The following is a 19,160-nucleotide window of genomic DNA, read 5'->3' as shown; positions in this document are numbered from 1 at the left end:
CCGCAGGGGGCCGCCCGGGGACAGGGCGCGCGCACGGGCGTGCGGCGGACGGTCGATCGCGTCGACGAACGGTTCGACGAACGGTCGGCGCACCCCGTTCGCGCACGCCGGACGGGCTAATGGGCGTGTCGGAGCCGCCTGTGACGAGGCGCGCCTCTTTACCTGTTTGTAAGTAAATGTGACTTTTCATCGGTGTGTGCGACCCAGCGGGGTGAACGGATGATCACACGCAGCCGGCAGGTGGCCCTGGCCCTGACCGCCCTCCTCACCGCGGGCGCGGCCTGCCAGGCCCGCGACCACGAACCGCCGAAGCGGCCGGCGCCGGCCCCGTCCGCCGCGGACGCCGGTGTCTTCACCCTGGTGGCCTCCGGGGACGTGCTCCCGCACGACTCGATCATCGAGCGGGCCCGCTTCGACGCCGGCGGCACCGGTTACGACTTCGGTCCCATGCTCGCCGGAGCCCGGCCCGTCGTCTCGCGCGCCGGTCTCGCCCTGTGCCACATGGAGACCGTCTACGGCGCCAACGGCGACTACAGCGGCTACCCCCTCTTCAGGTCCCCGCCCGAGGTGGCGAAGGCGCTGGCCGCCACCGGCTACGACGGCTGCTCCACCGCCTCCAACCACAGTGTCGACGACGGCGCCGACGGCATCCGCCGCACTCTGGACGCCCTCGACCGGGCCGGCGTACGGCACGCCGGGACGGCGCGCACCGAGGCCGAGGCGGGCACCGCGACGGTCCTGCGCGCGGGGCGGGCCGAGGTGGCCCACCTCGCCTACACCCTGCACACCAACGGCCGTCCGCTGCCCGCGGGACAGCCCTGGGCGGTCGGCCTGATCGACGAGGCGCGCATCGTCGAGGATGCGCGGGCGGCCCGCAGGGCCGGCGCGGACGTCGTCGTCGCGTCGCTGCACTGGGGCACCGAGTGGCAGGACGAGCCCGACCGGGACCAGTTGGCCCTGGCCCGGAGCCTGACCGCCGCGCGCACCGGCGACCGCCCCGACATCGACCTGATCCTCGGCACCCACGCCCACGTCCCGCAGGCCTACGAGAAGATCAACGGCACCTGGGTGGTCTACGGCATGGGGGACCAGATCGCGGGCGAGATGGTCAACGACGAGGGCGCCCGTGATCCACGCGGCAACCAGTCGACCATCGGCCGCTTCACCTTCGCCCCGCCCGAACGGCCCGGCGAACGCTGGAAGGTGACCAGGGCCGAGTTCGTCCCGCAGTTGTTCGACGTCGACGCCGGCCGGGTGGTGAACCTCAACCGGGCGCTCGACGAGGGTGCCGACGTACGCGCCGTGCGCGACCGCGTCCGCGACGTCGTCCTCGGCCGGGGCGCGGCCGAGGACGGCCTGGTGATGGGAAAGTAGGTCAGGAGTCGTCCACGTGGTCCAGGGCCGTCAGCATGGCCCCGAGCACCCGCAGACAGGCGGCCACGTCGGCGTCCGTGAGGTCCGGGCCGACCTCGCGCAGCAGCCGGTGCTCCCGGTCGAGAACGCCCCCGATCGTGTCCCGGCCCCGGGCGGTGAGCCGGATCAGCGATGACCGGCGGTGCGCCGGGTTCGGGATGCTCTCCACCAGGTCCCGGGCCGCGGCGTCGTTGACCATCCGCTGGACGAACTGGCGGCTGATCGCCTGGGCCCGGCCCATCTGCGGCACGGTCATCGGCCCCCCGCGCCGCAGCATCGTCAGCACGGCGCGGACGCCCACGGACAGCCCGTCGGCGGCCAGGCCCTGCTCGACGCCGCGCTGTGCGCGCCGGTAGAGGGGGCCGACCAGGTCGTATACCTCGGTGAGGCGTCGCGCGAGCGCGTCCGGGGGGAGGGGGGCGTCGATGTCGTTCACCCTGCCATCATGACACCTTGGTTGCCAGAATCAGGTCTCACATGACACCTTGGTTGTCATGAATACCGTTTCGGACCTCCGCTTCTTCACCTCCGCCGACGGCGACCTCGCCTACCGCGACACCGGCACCGGTGACCCGGTCGTCCTGCTGCACTCCGGGTTCACCGACCACCGTGTGTTCGACGCGCAGATCCCGGGCCTCGCCCGGCGGTACCGCGTGATCGCACCCGACGTCCGCGGACACGGCGCCTCCGCCAACGCGACCCGGCCGTTCCGCTGGGCGGACGACCTCGCCGCCCTGCTGCGCCACCTCGACGCCGGCCCGGCGGTGCTCGTCGGGGCGTCCATGGGGGGAGCCATCGCCATCGACACGGTCCTTGAGTACCCGGAGCTGGTCCGTGCGGTGGCCGCCTGCGGGGCGTCCACCAGCGAGTTCGAGTACACCGACCCGTGGGTGCGCGGGGTGCGGGCAGAGCAGGCCCGCGCACTGGGCGCGGGGGACGTCGAGGGCTGGCTCACGGCGTTCCTGCGCTTCGTGCCGGGGGAGCACCGGAGCCTCGACGACGTCGACCCGGACGTGCTGCGCCGGGTGCGCGAGATGGCCCTCGGCACCCTCTCCAAGCACACTCCGGACGAGGAGAACCACCACGTGCCCCTGACCGGCACCTGGGCCCGCGTCCCGGAGATCGGCGTCCCGGTCCTCACCGTCAACGGCGCCCTGGACGCGCCCGAGCTGATCGCGGAGGCCGAACGGCTCGCCCGCACGGTCCCGGACGGCCGTTCCGTCACCGTCGAAGGCGTCGCGCACTACCCGAACATGGAACGGCCCGAGGTCTTCGAGGAGATCGTCACCGGATTCCTGCGCACCCTCTAACGGCGGGCCAGCTCCGACTTCCGGTACGAGTACGCGAAGTAGATCACCAGGCCGATCACGAACCACACGGCGAACCGGACCCAGGTCTGCCACTGGAGGAACGTGATCAGCCAGATCGAGAAGACGATGCCCAGCGCCGGCACGAACGGCATCCACGGCGTGCGGAAGGTACGCGGCAGGTCCGGCTGCCGGTAGCGCAGCACGATCACCGCCGCGCACACCACGACGAACGCCAGCAGGATGCCGATGTTGGTCAGTTCCGCCGCCTCGCCGATGGGCAGGAACCCGGCGATCACGGCCGACGCGAACCCGACGATCCAGGTGACCCGGGTCGGCACGTGCCGCGTCGGATGCGTCTTGGCGAACCACTTGGGCAGCAGCCCGTCGCGCGACATGGAGAACCACACGCGGGTCACACCCAGCATGAACGTGAACATCACGGTCAGGATGCCGATGATGGCGCCCACCGCGATGATGTCCGCGAGGGAGCTCAGCCCCACCGACTTGAACGCCGTCGAGAAGCCGCTCTCCGGGTCGATGCTCTGGTAGTTCTGCATACCGGTCAGCACCAGACAGGCCGCCACGTACAGCACCATCGAGATGATCAGCGAGTAGATGATGGCCTTCGGCATGTGCCGCTGGGCGTCCTTCGACTCCTCGGCGGCCGTCGACATGGCGTCGTAGCCGAAGACCGCGAAGAAGACCGTCGCCGCACCGGTGAACGCCCCGCCGACCCCGAACGGGAAGAACGGGTGGTAGTTCGAGGTGTTGATGTGGAAGACGCCGACCCCGATCACCAGCAGCACCACCAGCACCTTCAGCACGACCACGACCATCTCGAAGCGGGCGGCGTTCCTGATGCCCAGCGTCAGCAGATACGCGATCAGCAGGCACAGCACGGACGCGAACAGGTCGACCCGGTGCCCGTCCCCGGTGCCGGGCGCCCCCAGCATCCAGTGCGGCAGGTCGGCGCCCATCTCACCGACCAGGAAGCTGAAGTAGCCCGAGATGCCGATCGCGACCACCGCCACGATCGCCGTGTACTCGAGGAGCAGGTCCCAGCCGATGAACCAGCCCACCAGCTCGCCCAGGACCGCGTAGCCGTAGGTGTACGCGGAGCCCGCCTTCGGGATCAGCCCGGCGAACTCGGCGTACGACAGGGCGGCCGCCGCGCTCGCGACGCCCGCGATGAGGAAGGAGACGAGGACCGCGGGGCCCGCCGTGCCGTTGGCGACCGTGCCGGCCAGCGTGAAGATACCGGCCCCGATGATGCCGCCGACGCCGATCGCGGTCAGCTGCCACAGTCCCAGCGAGCGGACCAGGCCCCCGTCGCTGCCCGCCTCCTCGATGTGCTCGATGGGTTTGCGGCGGAGCACACCCTCACCCATGCGGAACCCGGCCATGCGCCTCACCTCTTCGTGAACGGCAAACGGCTGACGGTGGATCATGATGACGCACACCCGCCCGCGACGGAAGCCACGACGCACGGAGGACCCGGGAGGCCCACAGCGCCCCGCCAGGGCTACGGCACCACCGTCACCGGCCAGCGGCCCGCCTTCACCAGCCGCACGGCGACCGAGCCGACGAACCGGTGACCGGCCTGTTCGGAGGCGCCCACGACCACCGCGTCCGCCTTCAACCGGTCGGCCGTCGTCACCAGGCCGCCGTACGGGTCGCCGCGGGACGTGTGGAACTCCCAGCGGATGTCGAATATCCCCTTCACCCGCTCGGTCGCCTCCCGGATCTGCGCCACCAGCTCCTCGGCGATCTCGTCGGTCGTCTCCGCCACCGGCGCCCCAAGCGCCGCGCCCCCCGCCAGGACCGGCTGCACGTACACCACGGCCAGCAGGGCGCCCTGCCGCCTGGCCAGCCCGCCGGCGTAGGCCGCGGCCCGCAGCGAGGAGTCGGAGCCGTCCACACCGACGACGATGACCTTCGGCCCGTCCGTGCCGCGTTCGAACCGATGGGAGTGCTGTTCCGTCACGCGGCGAGGCTATCGGAGTCTTCCGTGACCTTGGGCCGGGCGGGTGGTTCCCTGCCGCCGCCCCGGTGTTGCACTGGTGCGGCGCACCGCGACCGGGCGACTGATGAGTCATGGAGAAGGATCAGTTGCCCACGCGCCGCACCCTGCTCACCGGCGTCGCGGCTCTGGGAGCGGCCGGCGCAGGCGGCGCACTCGCGGCCGGCCTGGGAACCGAACCGGCGCGGCCGCCCGCCCCCGCCCCCGGCCCACCGCAGCGCAGCCCGCTCAAGCCCTCCGAATACCGCCTGCGGCCCCTGGCCGGACACGGCGCGGCACACGCCACGCCCCGGCGGCCCCCGGTGCGCAGCGAACCGATCCTGCGCGTGACGGGCCGGGGCCGCACCATGCTGCTCACCTTCGACGACGGACCCCACCCCGAATACACCCCGCAGATCCTGGACACCCTCGCGAAGTACGAGGTGCGCGCGACGTTCTTCGTGTGCGGGGAGATGGCGGACTACAACCGGGACCTGCTCTCCCGGATGTCCGACGAGGGGCACGTGGTCGGCAACCACACCTGGTCCCATCCGCTGCTGACCAGCCTCACCCGGCGCCGCATCCGCTCCGAGATGGAGCGTACGAGCGAGGTCGTCGAGCAGGCCTACGGTGAGGCGCCCCGCTGGTTCCGGGCCCCGTACGGGGCGTGGAACCGCGCCGCCTTCCAGCTCGGCGCGGAACTCGGCATGGAACCCCTCGCCTGGACCGTGGACACCCTCGACTGGACGACGCCCGGCACCGGCACCATCGTCGACCGGGTCGAGGACGGCGCCGCCCCCGGCGTCGTGGTGCTCTCGCACGACGCCGGGGGCGACCGTTCACAGAGTGTCCGCGCGCTGCGGCGCTATCTGCCCGTACTGCTCGACTCCGGCTACCACCTCACCGTCCCCCGGCGGCGCCTGCTCTGATCCCACCGCGCCCGCCCGGCCGGGGCCGCTCAGCGGACCTCGGCCAGGCGGGCGAAGACGACGACGTTCCCTTCGTAGCCGTTCTGCTTGGAGAATCCGCCGCCGCAGGTGATGACCCGCAATTCGGGGCCGCCTTTCGAGGCGTAGACCCGGTCGCCGGGGAAGTTGTTCTTCTCGAACACCTCGATGCCGTAGATCTCGAAGACCGCCGTCTTTCCGTCCTGGCGGTGCACCTCCACCTTGTTTCCCTTCTTCAGGGCGCCGAGCCCGTAGAAGACGGCGGGACCCTGCTGGTTGTCGACATGGCCGACGACCACCGCGGTGCCCTTCTCGCCGGGGGCGACCGCGCCGGTGAACCAGCCCGCCAGGTTCGGGTCCTCGGGCGGCGGCGCGTCGACCCAGCCGTCCACGTCGAGACCGACCCCCATGACCGGCGCGTCGACCTGGATCGCGGGGATGGAGACCCGGTCGGGCACCGAGTACGGCAGCGGCGTGACACCGGTGGCGGCGGCGTCACCGGCCGCCACGCGGGTGTCCGAGGCGGCGGCCGACGCCGGCTGCGGCGGGCCCACGTCGAATTCCCCGGAGCCGTTGCGGATGAGCGCGAGACCGGTCAGCAGAACAAGCGCTATCACGCCCCAGGGAGCGCGCTTCCTCCGCCGCTCCTCCTCTTCGGCCAACTCGGAGTCGTACATTCGCCATCCCCTCTCGACCCGGCCGTCGCCGGATCATCCGCGCATACGAGCACGCTAAGCGCCGTCCGTCCGACCGGCGACGGGGCGGCGGCGAACGGGTGGCGGGCGCGTCCTGCCGTGCGCCATCCGGGATGTGTCGGGCGGAGATCTTCTGACGGTGCGTGACCTGCGGTGATCCCCACTCGCGCCGTCCTGGCCCGGTTCGGCCCTCACCAGGACGGACCATTCCCGAAGTGCGGCCTCGGGCACGGCAACTGAGGGTCTGTCTGGGAGGCGCTTTCTCGCCGATCGACCGGGGACGGGTCCCGGGGCGTCTTCCGCGGAGGATCACATGCGCAACACTCGTGCCCTCGCGGCAGCCGGCGCCGCGGTCGCTGTCCTCGGACTGGCCGCCCCCGCGGCCACCGCCGGCGGCGATCACAACCAGCCGAGCAACATCGTCGCCCTGCCGAGCGTCATCGCCCGGGGCGGCCAGATGACCGTCACGGTCGACGGCTGCCCCCAGGGCGGCACGATGACCTCGGACGCCTTCCGGACCACCCACCTGACCCCGGTCAGGGGAGCCAACGAGACCTCCAGGGGCACCGCCACCATCAAGGAGAACGCCCGGCCCGGCTCGTACGACATCACCGTCAACTGCTCCGGCCGCAGGCTGACCCGGCCGGCGGCCTTCACCGTCATCGGTGGTGTCCGCGGCGGTCTCGGCGGCAGCAACTCCAGCGGGGCGACCTCGACCGACATCGCGATCGGTGGCGGGCTCGTCGCCGCGGCCGTCGCCGGTGGCGGGCTGTTCTGGATGCGCCGCAGGTCCGAGCGGCGGATCTGACCCGTTCCCGGGCGCACCGTACGGGTCCCGTCTTCGGGGGCGGGCCCGTCCGGACCCTCCGGCCCCCCCGGGTACCGCGCTCCGGCCCCGCACGGCCGGAGCGCGCCCGCACCGCGACAGGGCTTCGCCCCGGACCCGGCAAGGGTCCGGGGCGAAGCCCTGTCGCGGTGCGGTGGGATCAGGCGCCGCCGTCCTCGCCGGAACGGCGGCGCGAGAGGTGGTACGCCGCGCCCACCGAGCCCGCGACGAGCGCCGCACCGAGCCCGGTCCGCGTCAGGTCGAACCCGGCGATGCTGCCGCCCTCGCCGGCGTGCACGCCCTTGGGGTGACGGGTCTCGGGGTCCGGGTGGTGCGAGCCGCCGCCCGCGATGGTCAGGCTCACCGTGCCGGACCGCTCCCCGCACGCGAACGCCACCAGGTAGACCGCCCCGCGCCGGGCGTCCCGGTGCACGCGCACCGTCGCCGACGACTCGTGCCGGGGGATGGTGACCGTGTCGAACACCGGTGACGTGACGGTGACCCGGCCCCGGCAGCCCGCGCCGGTGCGGCCCACCCCCAGCGTCACCTCGCCGCCCGGCGCCACGCTGGCGGGGTGGACGGTGAAGCCGAACGTGTCCGAGCCCACGGCTCCGGCCGGTACGCAGGCGGAGAGGGCGGCGACGCCCAGCAGTGCGACCGAGGCGACGGGTATCGCGCGCATGGTGAATCCTCCGGATCCCCGAGGAGCGGCGGCGGACCTGTTCCGCTCGCGCCGGAAAGGCACCTCGATGTCCGAAACGCTAGGAAGCCGTGCGCGTGGGCGCGATCGCAGTCGCGCGAATGGGGCACGAGCTTGGGCCGCTCAGGGGGTGGCCGTTCGGATCGCGGCGGCTCCGGGCAACGGTGCCGGGCGGGACCCGAACGTCACCCCCGAGGGACGGTGACGGCCTGCCGGCCGTCGTCCGGCTCCGGGTCAGTCCCCGGCACCGGGGAAGAGGCTCAGGAACGGGTCGGTCGAGGCCGACACACCCCGGCTGAAGGGCGCGTCGAAGTCCCAGATCAGGAAGAGCAGGAAGGCGATCAGCGCGGAGAACAGCCCCGCCAGGACCAGTTCGCGGGGCGTACGCCGGATCTGCAGGGCGAAGACCATGCCGATCGTGACGACGGCCCCGGCGATGAGCCCGAACCACACCACTCCCGGCATGGTCGCCCCGGTCGACTGGGCCCGGGCGCTGCGGGCCTGGTCCGCGACGGCCACCTGGTCGACGAGGGGCTGGTACGCCTGGGCCTCGAAGTCCGACCTCGGCTCGTAGTCGGTGACGTCCGCGCGCACCCGGTCGAGCAGTTCGGTGCCGCGGTCGGTCACCTCACCGTGGTCGGCCATGGCCTTCCACTCGGTGGTCACGACGTGTCCGACATAGGCGTTGACATCCGCCCGGATGCGATCGCGGACCTCGGGCGGATACACCCGGACGCGCTCCGAGATCTCGTGCAGCGCGACTGCCTCCGTCTGCACGTAGTCCTGGGCGGCGCTGCGCGCCTCCCAGACACCGGCGATGGCCAGCCCCAGGACGATGGCGTACACCACTCCGATCCACATCGTCATGTACTCGATGACGTCCGGGGTCTCATTGATGTCCTCGTCGTCGGACGCGGTGCGGTGCCGTAGAAGGGTGACGATGACCACCACGACACAGGCGGCCAGCATCGCGAGGGTGAGAACAAGCCATTCCGGCAAGGGAGGCCTCCAGGAATCAGCGCGCACGGAGCGCGGCCACGGCCACCACCGCGGGCACCGTGATGAGCAGGACGAAGACGAGCGGAGAAGTGGCCCCGCGCGAGGACCGCCGCGGCGGCCGGGCGGTGCGGTGACGCGGATAGTGCACCGGGCTGAGCGACGGCCGGGGCGTCGGTGTGACCGACGGAGCGGGCGCGGGCGCCGCGGGACGGGCCGGCGGCGGGGTGGGAGCGGGCGTCGGGGCGGGCGCCGGAGCGGGCGGGGGCGGCGCCGGCCGCGGCGCGGGAGGCGGAGGCGGTGGTTCGGGTTTCGGGGCCGCAGGCGTCGGCGGGGGCGGTTTCGGCGCCGGGGGCGGTGGGGGAGGGGGCTTCGGCGGTGGAGGCGTGGGCGTGGGCGTGGGTGTCGGTGTCGGTGTCGGAGTGGGCCTGGGACAGGGCGGGAAGGTCGGCCAGGAAGCGCTCCCGGCGACCGCCACCGCGTCGGTACCGCCCGGACCGGTCGACGCGTACGCACAGGCGTCGGCCTGCGCCGGGCCGACCGGTATGCCGACGAGAGTGAACGTCAGCGTCACCAGGGCCAACACCCGCCCGGCAAAGGCGGATCGGGTCGGTTCGGGTCCATGCACGACGCAGATCATGAGGCCTGGTGCACCGGGCCACGCCCGAGTGCGCGGCGATTGCCCCGAAGGAGGGACAACCCCCCGCCAGCGGTTTGACACGGCGGACCCGCGCGCGCCGGTGCCCCGCACGTGCGTACGAGGCCGTCGCGCGCCGGAGCCGGCGACCCGCACGCCCCCCGGCTGCTCGCCGCCGCGGGGAGGCGGCCACGCGGTCGGGTCCGGAAAGAAACCGGCGTCCGCGTTGAACACAACCGGCTCCCGCGTGCGTACCCAGTGTCGTGGGGCGGCCGGCAGGGCGCCCCGACACCTTCGTGACGATCGGGGATTGACGATGAAGACCTCCTGGCGGAGCGCCTCACTCGTGGTGGGCGCCGCGGCGGTGCTGGCGCTGACGACGGCATGCGGCCAGGACGGCGGCGGCGCCACCGGCAGTCAGAACGTGGGCGCGACGGCCGCGCCCGGCGACGTCGGCGACCTCGGGGCGGGAGCCGGAGACGGACTCGCCACCGGCGCGGGCGCCGGGCAGGCGCCGGCGAGCGCGCCGGAACCCGCGGGCAAGCTGTCCGTCTCCGCGAACGCGGAGATCGGCGAGCTGGTGACGGACGGAGCGGGCCGCACCCTCTACCGCTTCGACGCCGATACGGCCGAGCCACCCAAGACGACGTGCGAGAACGACTGCGCCACCGCCTGGCCGCCGGTGGCCGCCGACGACGCCCTCGCCGGCGAGGGCGTCGACAAGGCCGTGCTCGGCGAGGTCACCCGCCCCGACGGCACCAAGCAGCTGACGATCGGCGGCTGGCCCGCGTACCGCTACGCCAAGGACACCGCCGCGGGCGACGTCAAGGGCCAGGGCGTCGGCAAGAAGTGGTACGCGCTGGCCGCCGACGGCAAGAAGGCCAAGGCCGAGCCGGCCGCCGGGCTCTCCACCCGCGAGGACCCGAAGCTCGGCGAGATCGTCGTCGACAAGAACGGCATGACCGTCTACCGCTTCATGAAGGACGAGGCCTGGCCGAAGCCGGTGTCGGCCTGCACGGGTGCCTGCGTGGAGAAGTGGCCGGTCGTGGCGCCCGTCGAGGCCAACGACACCAAGGACGTGGAGAAGAAGGGGCTGATGAGCTTCACCCGGCCCGACGGTGCCGCGCAGCAGACGATCGACTGCTGGCCGATCTACACCTTCGGCGGCGACAAGGAGGCCGGTGACACCAACGGCCAGGGCGTCGGCGGCACCTGGTACGCCGTCGCACCCGACGGAAAGCCGGTCGGCGCGCCGAAGAAGTAGCGCCCTCCCGCCCGCCACCCTTCGGCGCACGACCCGCGGGCCGTCCCCTCCGTACCCGGACGGAGGGGACGGCCCCGTTCGTGCGCTTTGGCGTGCCTTCGCCCACGGCACGTGCCCGAGGCAGTGACCGGGAACGGACGGTCAATTTCCGTTTGGGCTCGCCCCTTTGGCGGGCGATCAGTAGCCTCGGCTCGAACACCGGACCGCCTATGCCTTGGAGAGCTAGATGGAGCGTCCCGCCTGGGCCCCTCGCAGCATCGACATCTCGGTGCCCAGCGTGTCCCGGATCTACGACTTCTACCTGGGCGGTTCGCACAACTTCGAGGTCGACCGGGAAGCAGCCCGCAGGGCCATGGAGTTCATGCCGGGACTCCCCAAGATCATGCAGGCGAACCGGGCGTTCATGCGCCGGGCGGTGCGCTTCGCGGCCGGCGAGGGCGTCGACCAGTTCCTGGACATCGGCTCCGGCATCCCCACCTTCGGCAACGTGCACGAGGTGGCCGGACGCAGCCGCCCCGGCGCCCGCGTGGTGTACGTGGACCACGACCCGGTGGCGGTCGCGCACAGCCAGGCCGTCCTGGCCGGCCACGACGACGCGGACGTCGTGGCCGGCGACCTCCTCAAGCCCGGGGAGATCCTGGCCAGCCCCCAGGTGGAGCGGCTGATCGACCTGAATCGACCGGTCGCCCTGCTGCTGGTTGCCATACTGCACTTCGTGGAAGACGAGGACGACCCGTACGCCGCCGTGGCCGAGCTGAGCGACGCGCTCGCGCCCGGCAGCCTGCTCGTCCTCACGCACGCCTCGTACGAGGGAATGCCGCTGCCCGCCGAGCGGGCCGGGGGCGCGGTGGACGTGTACAAGGACATCCGCAATCCGCTGATCATGCGTTCGCGCGAGGACGTCGCGCGGTTCTTCGAGGGGTACGACATGGTGGAGCCCGGACTTGTTCCGATGCCGCGCTGGCGGCCGGAGGGGGAGCCGGAGGAAGAGGACCCTTACGCGTTCTCCGGGTTCGCCGGCGTGGGGCGTAGGGCGTGAGCGCGGAGCCGGACGGGCCGGAGGACAGACTGCGCCGGTTCGCGACGATCTGGAGCCGGGCGGTGTTCCCGGTGACCTCGACCTCGTCCACCCGGCTCGAGTTCGAGGCGGAGCTGCTGCCGCTGGCCCGCAGGCTGAGCGAGGCGCTGCGCGCGCGGAGCCTCGACGCCGAAGAGGCCAGGGCGATCGGCGCCGTGCTCGTCGACGCCCACTGCACCGACCCCGAGGCGCTCTCCCGGACCCTGGACTGCGTCGACGCCTACCTGGTGCTCTACTGCGGCGAGGACGGCGACCCGGAGGGCCTGCGCGCCCGCTCGGCACGGCTCCAGCACGCGATGGCGGCCGGGTTCGCCGCGGCGTTGCGCGCCCGCACCCTCACCGAACAGGAGGCCATCGCGCAGGCCGCCCTGAAGGCCCAGGGCGTGGTGGCCCAGGCACTGCACGCCAGCGAGGCCCGCTTCCGCGCGGTCTTCGAGGGCGCCGCCATAGGCATCGGCATCGCCGACCTGGACGGCAACGTCCTCCAGGTCAACGAGGCGTTGATGCGCATGTTCGGCATCGCCGACCCGACGCTCGGCGGCCGCCGGGCCACGGAGTGGACGCATCCCGACGACGCGCCGCAGACCTGGCGGCTCTACGACGAACTGGTGCGCGGCGAGCGCGAGCACTACCACGTGGAGAAGGCCTTCTACCGGCCCGACGGCACGGTCCTGTGGACCAACCTCACCGTCTCCCTGCTGCGGGACGCCGACGGCACCCCGCAGTACCAGCTCGCGCTGATGGAGGACACCACCGAGCGGCGGCTGCTCCACCTGCGGCTGCGCTACGAGGCCACGCACGACGCGCTCACCGGCCTGCCCAACCGCAGTTTCTTCTTCGAACGCCTGGAAAAGGCCCTGAACGCGGGCCCCGGCCAGCGCTTCGGCCTGTGCTACCTGGACCTCGACGGCTTCAAGGCCGTCAACGACAGCCTCGGCCACGCGGCCGGCGACCGGCTGCTCGTGGAGGTCGCCGACCGCCTGCAGGCCTGCGCCACCGCGCCCGGCGAGATGGTCGCCCGGCTGGGCGGCGACGAGTTCGTCGCGCTGACCACCGGCCCGGACACCCGGCGCGAGGTCGACGAGCTGGCCGGGCGCATCATGAACGCGCTGCTCGCCCCGGTCAGCGTCGACGGCCGCGAGCTGACCGTGCGCGGCAGCATCGGCATCGTCGAGGGCCCGGCGGGGGAGCGCAGCCCGGCGGAGGTGCTGCGCAGCGCCGACATCACCATGTACCGGGCCAAGTCGGCGGGCGGCAACCGCTTCGAGCTGGCCGACCCGGAGGCCGACGCCCGCGTCATCACCCGGCACGGGCTGACCACCGCGCTGCCCGCGGCCCTGGAGCGCGGCGAGTTCTTCATCGAGTACCAGCCGCTGGTCCACCTCGGCGACGGCAGTGTGCGCGGCGCCGAGGCGCTGGTGCGCTGGCTGCACCCGCAGCACGGCGTACTCGGCCCCGACCGGTTCATCCCGCTCGCCGAGCACACCGGACTGATCGTGCCCCTGGGCCGCTGGGTGCTCGAGCAGTCCGTGCGGCAGGCCCGCGCCTGGCGGGAGCGGTACGGCGGGAGCGGCGCCGCGGGCCCGCTGCGCATCAACGTCAACCTCTCGCCCTGCCAGCTCGCCCACCCCGGTCTGGTCCAGGACACCGTCGAGATCCTGGAGCGGACCGGTGTCGCGCCGGACGCGCTGTGCCTGGAGGTGACGGAGTCGGCGCTGATCGGCGCGGACGACGACCTGCTGAAGCCGCTGCGACGGCTGGCCGAGATGGGCGTGGACATCGCCCTGGACGACTTCGGTACCGGGTACTCCAACCTCGCCAACCTGCGCAGACTGCCGGTGAGCGTCCTCAAGCTGGACCGCTCGTTCACCCAGAGCATGCAGCAGTTCCCGGCGGACCCCGTCGACCTGAAGATCGTCGAGGGGATCGTCGCCCTGGCCCACAGCCTGGACCTCGCGGTCACCGTGGAGGGCGTGGAGACCGGCGCCCAGGCCGAGCAGCTGCGCATACTGGGCTGCGACACGGCCCAGGGCTGGTACTACGCCCGTCCGGGCCCTCCGGAGCGGCTGCACCAGCTGGCACTGGTGGACGCCACGGGCTGACACCGGGCCGGTCTGCTCACGTCCCGGCGCGGGCGGCCTCGGCGACCGCCGTCGCCGTGCGGACGAGGGCCGCGGTCGCCGTCGAGCGGGACTGCCGGGGCCAGGCGACGGAGAGGACGACCGCGGGCGCGTCCAGGACCGGGCGATAGGCGACGCCCGGGCGCGGATAGCGGGCGGTGACCGAGGCGGGCAGCAGGGTGACGACCTCCCCGAGGGAGACGGCCGTGAGCACCTGGGCCAGGTCGCCGTGGCCGGGCCGGGCCGCGTCGACGTGCCGTTCCACGGTGTCGGGGCTCAGCCCGAGGTCGGCCAGTTCCAGCCGGTCGCGGGCGGCGAGCGGGTGGTCCGAGGGGAGGACGGCGAGACGCGGTTCGACGGCCAGCGTCTCGGTGTCGAGTCCGGTCCCGTCGAACGGCCCGAGGGCTGGCCGACACGGCCTCCGCGATGGACGGCCAGGGCTTCTACGGCTCGGCCGAGCCCAGCACGCCGGAGACGGCGCCCACGAGCTTCCGCCGCTGGTGCGAGGAGACCCTCAGGCCGGCCACGCTCGCCTGACGGCGGGGCCGTCACCGCTCCAGCAGCATCCGCTGGAGCTCCCGCGCCGCCCTCGGCGGAGCCACGTCGCTGCGATGGGCCAGGGCGATGGTCCGGTGCAGTCCTGGCCGGGCCAGCGGGGTCACCCGCAGCCCGCGCCCGGAGCGCGCGGCCACCATCCGGGGGACGACCGCCAGGCCCAGCCCGGCCCGCACGAAGCCCAGCACCGCGTCCATCTCCCCGCCCTCCACCGCGAAGTCCGGCTCGAAGCCCTCCGCGCGGCACGCGGCCACGGTCAGCTCCCGCAGGTCGTAGCCGTGCCGGAACATCACAAGACGCTCGCCCTCCAGGTCGGCGATGCGCACGGCGCGGCGCCCGCCGCCCGGCGGAGGCGACTCCGGGGACGACACCACCACCAGGTCCTCCCTCAGCAGCTCCACCGTGGTCAGCGACGGTGACGCGGTGGGCAGCGGCAGCACGACCAGGGCCAGGTCGAGCGCACCGCGCGCCAGCTCCCGCACCAGATCGTGCGAGCCGCCCTCCTCGATCAGCAGCCGGACGCCGGGGTAGCGGTCGTGGAAGGCGCGCAGCACATCGGGGAGCAGGCCGGTGCACAGGCTCGGGGTGGCACCGAGGCGGACCCGGCCACGGCGCAGTTGCGCCAGCTCCAGCACCTCGTGCCGGGCGGTGTCCGCGTCGGCCAGGATGCGCCGGGCCAGCGGCAGCAGTGCCTCCCCGGCGTCGGTGAGGGTGATGTTCCCGCGCGCCCGCAGGAACAGGTCCGCGCCCAGCTCCCGCTCCAGCGCCCTGATCTGCTGCGACAGCGACGGCTGCGCCACGTGGACCACCTCGGCGGCCCGGGTGAAGTGCCGGGTCTCGGCGACCGCCACGAAGTACTGGAGCTGTTGCAACTGCATACCGCGAGCATACGTCTGCGATAGATGAAGCCTATGGAAACGAGGCGTTCCATGTCTTGGACCGATGGGGCTCAGCCCGCGTAGCGTCCTGTGCCATGGCTCTGGCAACGCGGACGGACCGACGGCCGTCCATGGCGCGCACCGTGTGGGACTCGACCGTCGGCAAGAAGACAGTGATGGCGGTCAGCGGTCTCGTCATGCTGCTCTACCTGGTCGCCCACATGATCGGGAACCTCAAGATCTACTTCGGGGCCGGGGAGTTCAACCACTACGCCCACTGGCTGCGCACGGTCGGTGAGCCGTTCATGCACTACGAGTGGACGCTGTGGCTGATCCGTGTCGTGCTGGTCGTCGCCGTCGCCGCCCACGCCGTCTCCGCGTACCAGCTCAGCCGCCGCGACATCGGGGCGCGGCCCAGCGGGTACGTCCACAAGAAGCCGCGCGCGAGCTACGCCACGCGCACCATGCGCTGGGGCGGGATCATCCTCGGCCTGTTCATCGTGTGGCACATCCTGGACCTGACCACCGGCACCGTGCACTCCGGCGGCTTCGAGACCGGCAAGCCCTACCAGAACGTCGTGGACACCTTCTCCACCTGGTACGGCAACGCCGTCTACATCGTCGCGATGCTCGCCCTCGGCCTGCACATCCGGCACGGCTTCTGGAGCGCCGCCCAGACCCTCGGCGCCGGCAGCCGTACCCGCGACCGTGCCCTGAGGACGACCGCGAACATCCTCGCGCTGGTGCTCACGATCGGCTTCGTCGCCGTACCCGTGGGCGTCATGACCGGAGTGGTGAGCTGACATGACAACCTACGCCGACTACACGACCGGCGAGCCGGTCGCCGACACCAAGGCCCCCGCCGGCCCGGTCAACGAGCGCTGGGACAGGCGCCGTTTCGAGGCGAAGCTGGTCAACCCCGCCAACCGGCGGGGGAAGACCGTCATCGTCGTCGGCACCGGCCTCGCGGGCGGCTCCGCCGGCGCCACCCTCGCCGAGCAGGGCTACCACGTGGTCCAGTTCTGCTACCAGGACTCCCCGCGCCGTGCCCACTCCATCGCCGCCCAGGGCGGCATCAACGCCGCGAAGAACTACCGCAACGACGGCGATTCCGTCCACCGCCTGTTCTACGACACCGTCAAGGGCGGCGACTTCCGCTCCCGCGAGTCCAACGTGCACCGGCTCGCGCAGGTCTCCGTGGAGATCATCGACCAGTGCGTGGCGCAGGGCGTGCCCTTCGCCCGCGAGTACGGAGGGCTGCTCGACACCCGCTCCTTCGGCGGCGTCCAGGTCTCCCGCACCTTCTACGCCCGCGGCCAGACGGGGCAGCAGTTGCTGCTCGGCGCCTACCAGGCGCTCAGCAGGCAGATCGCGGCCGGCAACATCGAGATGCACCCGCGCACCGAGATGCTCGACCTGATCGTCGTGGACGGCCGGGCCCGCGGCATCGTCGCCCGGGACCTGGTCACCGGGAAGATCGACACCTACTTCGCGGACGCCGTCGTCCTCGCCAGCGGCGGCTACGGCAACGTCTTCTACCTGTCGACCAACGCCATGAACTCCAACGCGACCGCCGTCTGGCGGGCGCACCGGCGCGGCGCCTACTTCGCCAATCCCTGCTTCACGCAGATCCACCCGACCTGCATCCCGCGCACCGGCGACCACCAGTCGAAGCTGACGCTGATGAGCGAGTCGCTGCGCAACGACGGCCGGATCTGGGTGCCGAAGGCCAAGGGCGACGACCGTCCCGCGAACGAGATACCCGAGGACGAGCGCGACTACTACCTGGAGCGCGTCTACCCGGCCTTCGGCAACCTCGTGCCCCGCGACATCGCCTCCCGCGCCGCGAAGAACGTCTGCGACGAGGGCAGGGGAGTGGGCCCCGGCGGCCGGAACCAGAGGGGCGGAGCCGGAGCCTCCTCGGTCGAGGGCGGTGGTGGGAGACGGGAGGGCGTGTACCTGGACTTCGCCGACGCGATCAGGCGCATGGGCCGCAAGGCGGTCGAGGCCAAGTACGGCAACCTCTTCGACATGTACCAGCGGATCACCGACGAGGACCCGTACCAGGTGCCGATGAGGATCTATCCCGCCGTCCACTACACGATGGGCGGACTGTGGGTCGACTACGACCTCCAGACCACCGTCCCCGGCCTGTTCGCGATCGGCGAGGCCAACTTCTCCGACCACGGCGCCAACCGGCTCGGCGCCTCCGCGCTGATGCAGGGACTGGCCGACGGCTACTTCGTGCTGCCGGCCACCATCAACGACTACCTCGCCCGCAACCCCCACGAGGACACCGTCGACGCCGGCCACCCGGTGGTGCAGGAGCTACTGGCCGAGACCGAGGACAGGCTCCATCTCCTCCTGTCCGTCGACGGCGACCGCACCCCGGACTCCTTCCACCGTGAACTGGGCGAACTGATGTGGGAGTTCTGCGGCATGGCCCGTACCGACTCCGGCCTGCGCAAGGCCCTGGAGCGCATCCCGCAGATCCGCGAGGAGTTCTGGCGGCGCATCAAGGTCCCCGGCACCGGTGAGGAGTTCAACCAGTCCCTGGAGAAGGCCAACCGCATCGTCGACTACCTGGAGCTCGCCGAGCTGATGTGCCTCGACGCGCTGCACCGGGCCGAGTCCTGCGGCGGCCACTTCCGTGAGGAGTTCCAGACCCCCGACGGCGAGGCGGCCCGCCGGGACGAGGAGTTCGGGTACGCCGCCGCCTGGGAGTTCACCGGCACCGGCGAGGCCCCCGCCCTGCACAAGGAAGACCTGGTCTTCGAGTACGTCCACCCCACCCAGCGGAGCTACGCATGAAGCTCACCCTGCGCGTCTGGCGGCAGAAGAACGCCGACGCCGACGGCGCGATGTCCACGTACGAGGTGGACGGAATCTCCAGCGACATGTCCTTCCTGGAGATGCTCGACACCCTCAACGAGAAGCTCATCCTCAAGGGCGAGGACCCGGTCGCCTTCGACCACGACTGCCGCGAGGGCATCTGCGGCGCCTGCTCGCTGGTCATCAACGGCGATGCCCACGGCCCCGAGCGCACCACCACCTGCCAGTTGCACATGCGGGCCTTCCGGGACGGCGACACCATCGACATCGAGCCGTGGCGAGCCGCCGCCTTCCCGGTCGTCAAGGACCTGGTCGTCGACCGTTCGGCCTTCGACCGGATCATCCAGGCCGGCGGCTACGTCACCGCGCCCACCGGTGCCGCGCCGGAGGCGCACGCCACGCCGGTGCCGAAGCCGGACGCCGACCTCGCCTTCGAACACGCCGAGTGCATCGGCTGCGGCGCGTGCGTCGCCGCGTGCCCCAACGGAGCGGCGATGCTGTTCACGTCCGCGAAGGTGAACCACCTGAACGTCCTGCCGCAGGGCGCCCCCGAGCGGGAGACACGGGTCCTCGACATGGTGGCGCAGATGGACGACGAGGGCTTCGGCGGCTGCACGCTCGCCGGTGAGTGTGCGACGGCCTGCCCGAAGGGCATTCCGCTGGTGTCCATCACCGGCATGAACAAGGAGTGGCTGCGGGCCACGCGCAAGGTGGCGAAGAGGTAGCCCCATCGACGTTCGCCGAGAAGCGCGGACGGACGGGGCCGGGAGAGGTGCTCCTCCCGGCCCCGTCTCGCTTGTGCGCGCCCGGCATTCAGGAAGCGCACATCCGCGCTCCCGGCAGTCGTCACGCGCAGTACAGCCGGCGTCGGAAGAACTGTGGCGGAGCCGTTCCCACGACCAGGAGCCAG

The 19,160-nt window shown here is 72.2% G+C and carries 17 protein-coding genes and 1 pseudogene; 10 read left to right on the top strand and 8 right to left on the bottom strand.

Annotation, left to right across the window (positions count from 1 at the left end):
* The first annotated feature begins 219 nt into the window (after window positions 1–219).
* Window positions 220–1,374 carry a CapA family protein gene (locus ACGFYH_RS13510; protein ID WP_393803285.1) on the top strand — a complete coding sequence of 385 codons (1,155 nt, stop codon included), beginning with the start codon at window positions 220–222 and terminating at the stop codon, window positions 1,372–1,374.
* Window position 1,375: 1 nt separating this feature from the next.
* Here ACGFYH_RS13510 and ACGFYH_RS13505 read toward each other — a convergent pair whose 3' ends face one another.
* A complete protein-coding gene (locus ACGFYH_RS13505) occupies window positions 1,376–1,849 on the bottom strand; it encodes a MarR family winged helix-turn-helix transcriptional regulator (protein WP_393803284.1) in 474 nt (157 codons plus the stop codon).
* 58 nt (window positions 1,850–1,907) lie between these two features.
* On the opposite strand from ACGFYH_RS13505, the gene ACGFYH_RS13500 reads away from it, so the two are divergent.
* On the top strand, window positions 1,908–2,723 hold the full coding sequence (locus ACGFYH_RS13500; protein WP_393803283.1) for an alpha/beta fold hydrolase: 816 nt from the start codon (window positions 1,908–1,910) through the stop codon (window positions 2,721–2,723).
* Here ACGFYH_RS13500 and ACGFYH_RS13495 read toward each other — a convergent pair.
* Window positions 2,720–4,126: an amino acid permease gene (locus ACGFYH_RS13495; protein ID WP_393803282.1), complete on the bottom strand. Its 1,407-nt coding sequence runs from the start codon at window positions 4,124–4,126 to the stop codon at window positions 2,720–2,722. The two genes, ACGFYH_RS13500 and ACGFYH_RS13495, sit on opposite strands and share 4 nt — an antisense overlap.
* A gap of 119 nt (window positions 4,127–4,245) precedes the next feature.
* Window positions 4,246–4,707 (bottom strand): universal stress protein, encoded by a 462-nt coding sequence (locus ACGFYH_RS13490; RefSeq protein WP_393803281.1) that lies wholly within the window; start codon window positions 4,705–4,707, stop codon window positions 4,246–4,248.
* 110 nt (window positions 4,708–4,817) lie between these two features.
* Between ACGFYH_RS13490 and ACGFYH_RS13485 the strand changes: the two genes are divergently transcribed.
* Complete coding sequence (locus tag ACGFYH_RS13485) at window positions 4,818–5,651, top strand: polysaccharide deacetylase family protein (protein ID WP_393803280.1); 834 nt, start codon at window positions 4,818–4,820, stop codon at window positions 5,649–5,651.
* Between the two features lie 29 nt (window positions 5,652–5,680).
* Here the strand turns inward: ACGFYH_RS13485 and ACGFYH_RS13480 are convergent, their stop codons facing one another.
* Window positions 5,681–6,346 (bottom strand): class F sortase, encoded by a 666-nt coding sequence (locus ACGFYH_RS13480; RefSeq protein ID WP_393803279.1) that lies wholly within the window; start codon window positions 6,344–6,346, stop codon window positions 5,681–5,683.
* 331 nt (window positions 6,347–6,677) lie between these two features.
* Between ACGFYH_RS13480 and ACGFYH_RS13475 the strand changes: the two genes are divergently transcribed.
* Entirely contained in the window at window positions 6,678–7,172 is a 495-nt protein-coding gene (locus ACGFYH_RS13475; protein WP_393803278.1) for a hypothetical protein, read from the top strand.
* Between the two features lie 178 nt (window positions 7,173–7,350).
* Here the strand turns inward: ACGFYH_RS13475 and ACGFYH_RS13470 are convergent, their stop codons facing one another.
* Window positions 7,351–7,872 carry a hypothetical protein gene (locus ACGFYH_RS13470; RefSeq protein ID WP_393803277.1) on the bottom strand — a complete coding sequence of 174 codons (522 nt, stop codon included), beginning with the start codon at window positions 7,870–7,872 and terminating at the stop codon, window positions 7,351–7,353.
* A 252-nt stretch (window positions 7,873–8,124) separates the two neighbouring features.
* Window positions 8,125–8,889: a hypothetical protein gene (locus tag ACGFYH_RS13465; RefSeq protein WP_393803276.1), complete on the bottom strand. Its 765-nt coding sequence runs from the start codon at window positions 8,887–8,889 to the stop codon at window positions 8,125–8,127.
* A 950-nt stretch (window positions 8,890–9,839) separates the two neighbouring features.
* Here ACGFYH_RS13465 and ACGFYH_RS13460 point away from each other — a divergent pair.
* From ACGFYH_RS13460 to rmdA, 3 genes are all read left to right on the top strand, one after another.
* Window positions 9,840–10,787, top strand: coding sequence for an SCO0930 family lipoprotein (locus ACGFYH_RS13460; RefSeq protein WP_393803345.1), 948 nt, complete (start codon window positions 9,840–9,842; stop codon window positions 10,785–10,787).
* Between the two features lie 226 nt (window positions 10,788–11,013).
* Window positions 11,014–11,826, top strand: coding sequence for an SAM-dependent methyltransferase (locus tag ACGFYH_RS13455; protein ID WP_393803275.1), 813 nt, complete (start codon window positions 11,014–11,016; stop codon window positions 11,824–11,826).
* Complete coding sequence (gene rmdA, locus ACGFYH_RS13450; protein WP_393803274.1) at window positions 11,823–13,967, top strand: cyclic Di-GMP phosphodiesterase RmdA; 2,145 nt, start codon at window positions 11,823–11,825, stop codon at window positions 13,965–13,967. The genes ACGFYH_RS13455 and rmdA overlap by 4 nt, the downstream gene beginning before the upstream one ends.
* A gap of 16 nt (window positions 13,968–13,983) precedes the next feature.
* On the opposite strand, the pseudogene ACGFYH_RS13445 reads toward rmdA, so the two are convergent.
* Window positions 13,984–14,382 (bottom strand): annotated as a pseudogene (locus ACGFYH_RS13445) (LysR substrate-binding domain-containing protein); the annotation flags it as partial.
* A gap of 151 nt (window positions 14,383–14,533) precedes the next feature.
* Window positions 14,534–15,418, bottom strand: a complete 885-nt coding sequence (locus ACGFYH_RS13440) for a LysR family transcriptional regulator (protein WP_393803273.1) — start codon at window positions 15,416–15,418, stop codon at window positions 14,534–14,536.
* A 131-nt stretch (window positions 15,419–15,549) separates the two neighbouring features.
* Here ACGFYH_RS13440 and ACGFYH_RS13435 point away from each other — a divergent pair, with 131 nt between their 5' ends.
* From ACGFYH_RS13435 to ACGFYH_RS13425, 3 genes are read left to right on the top strand one after another with little or no spacing between them, the layout of a single operon-like run.
* Window positions 15,550–16,221 carry a succinate dehydrogenase gene (locus ACGFYH_RS13435; RefSeq protein ID WP_393803344.1) on the top strand — a complete coding sequence of 224 codons (672 nt, stop codon included), beginning with the start codon at window positions 15,550–15,552 and terminating at the stop codon, window positions 16,219–16,221.
* Window position 16,222: 1 nt separating this feature from the next.
* The gene (locus ACGFYH_RS13430) at window positions 16,223–18,229 is read left to right on the top strand and encodes a fumarate reductase/succinate dehydrogenase flavoprotein subunit (protein ID WP_393803272.1); all 2,007 of its coding nucleotides are present in this window, start codon (window positions 16,223–16,225) and stop codon (window positions 18,227–18,229) included.
* A complete protein-coding gene (locus tag ACGFYH_RS13425) occupies window positions 18,226–18,975 on the top strand; it encodes a succinate dehydrogenase/fumarate reductase iron-sulfur subunit (protein ID WP_393803271.1) in 750 nt (249 codons plus the stop codon). Before ACGFYH_RS13430 ends, ACGFYH_RS13425 begins: the two co-directional genes overlap by 4 nt.
* Window positions 18,976–19,160: the final 185 nt, after the last annotated feature.

Origin of the sequence: Streptomyces sp. NPDC048392, assembly GCF_043200575.1 — a bacterium.
Lineage (GTDB): Bacteria > Actinomycetota > Actinomycetes > Streptomycetales > Streptomycetaceae > Streptomyces.
This window is presented reverse-complemented; position numbering and strand designations above follow the sequence as displayed.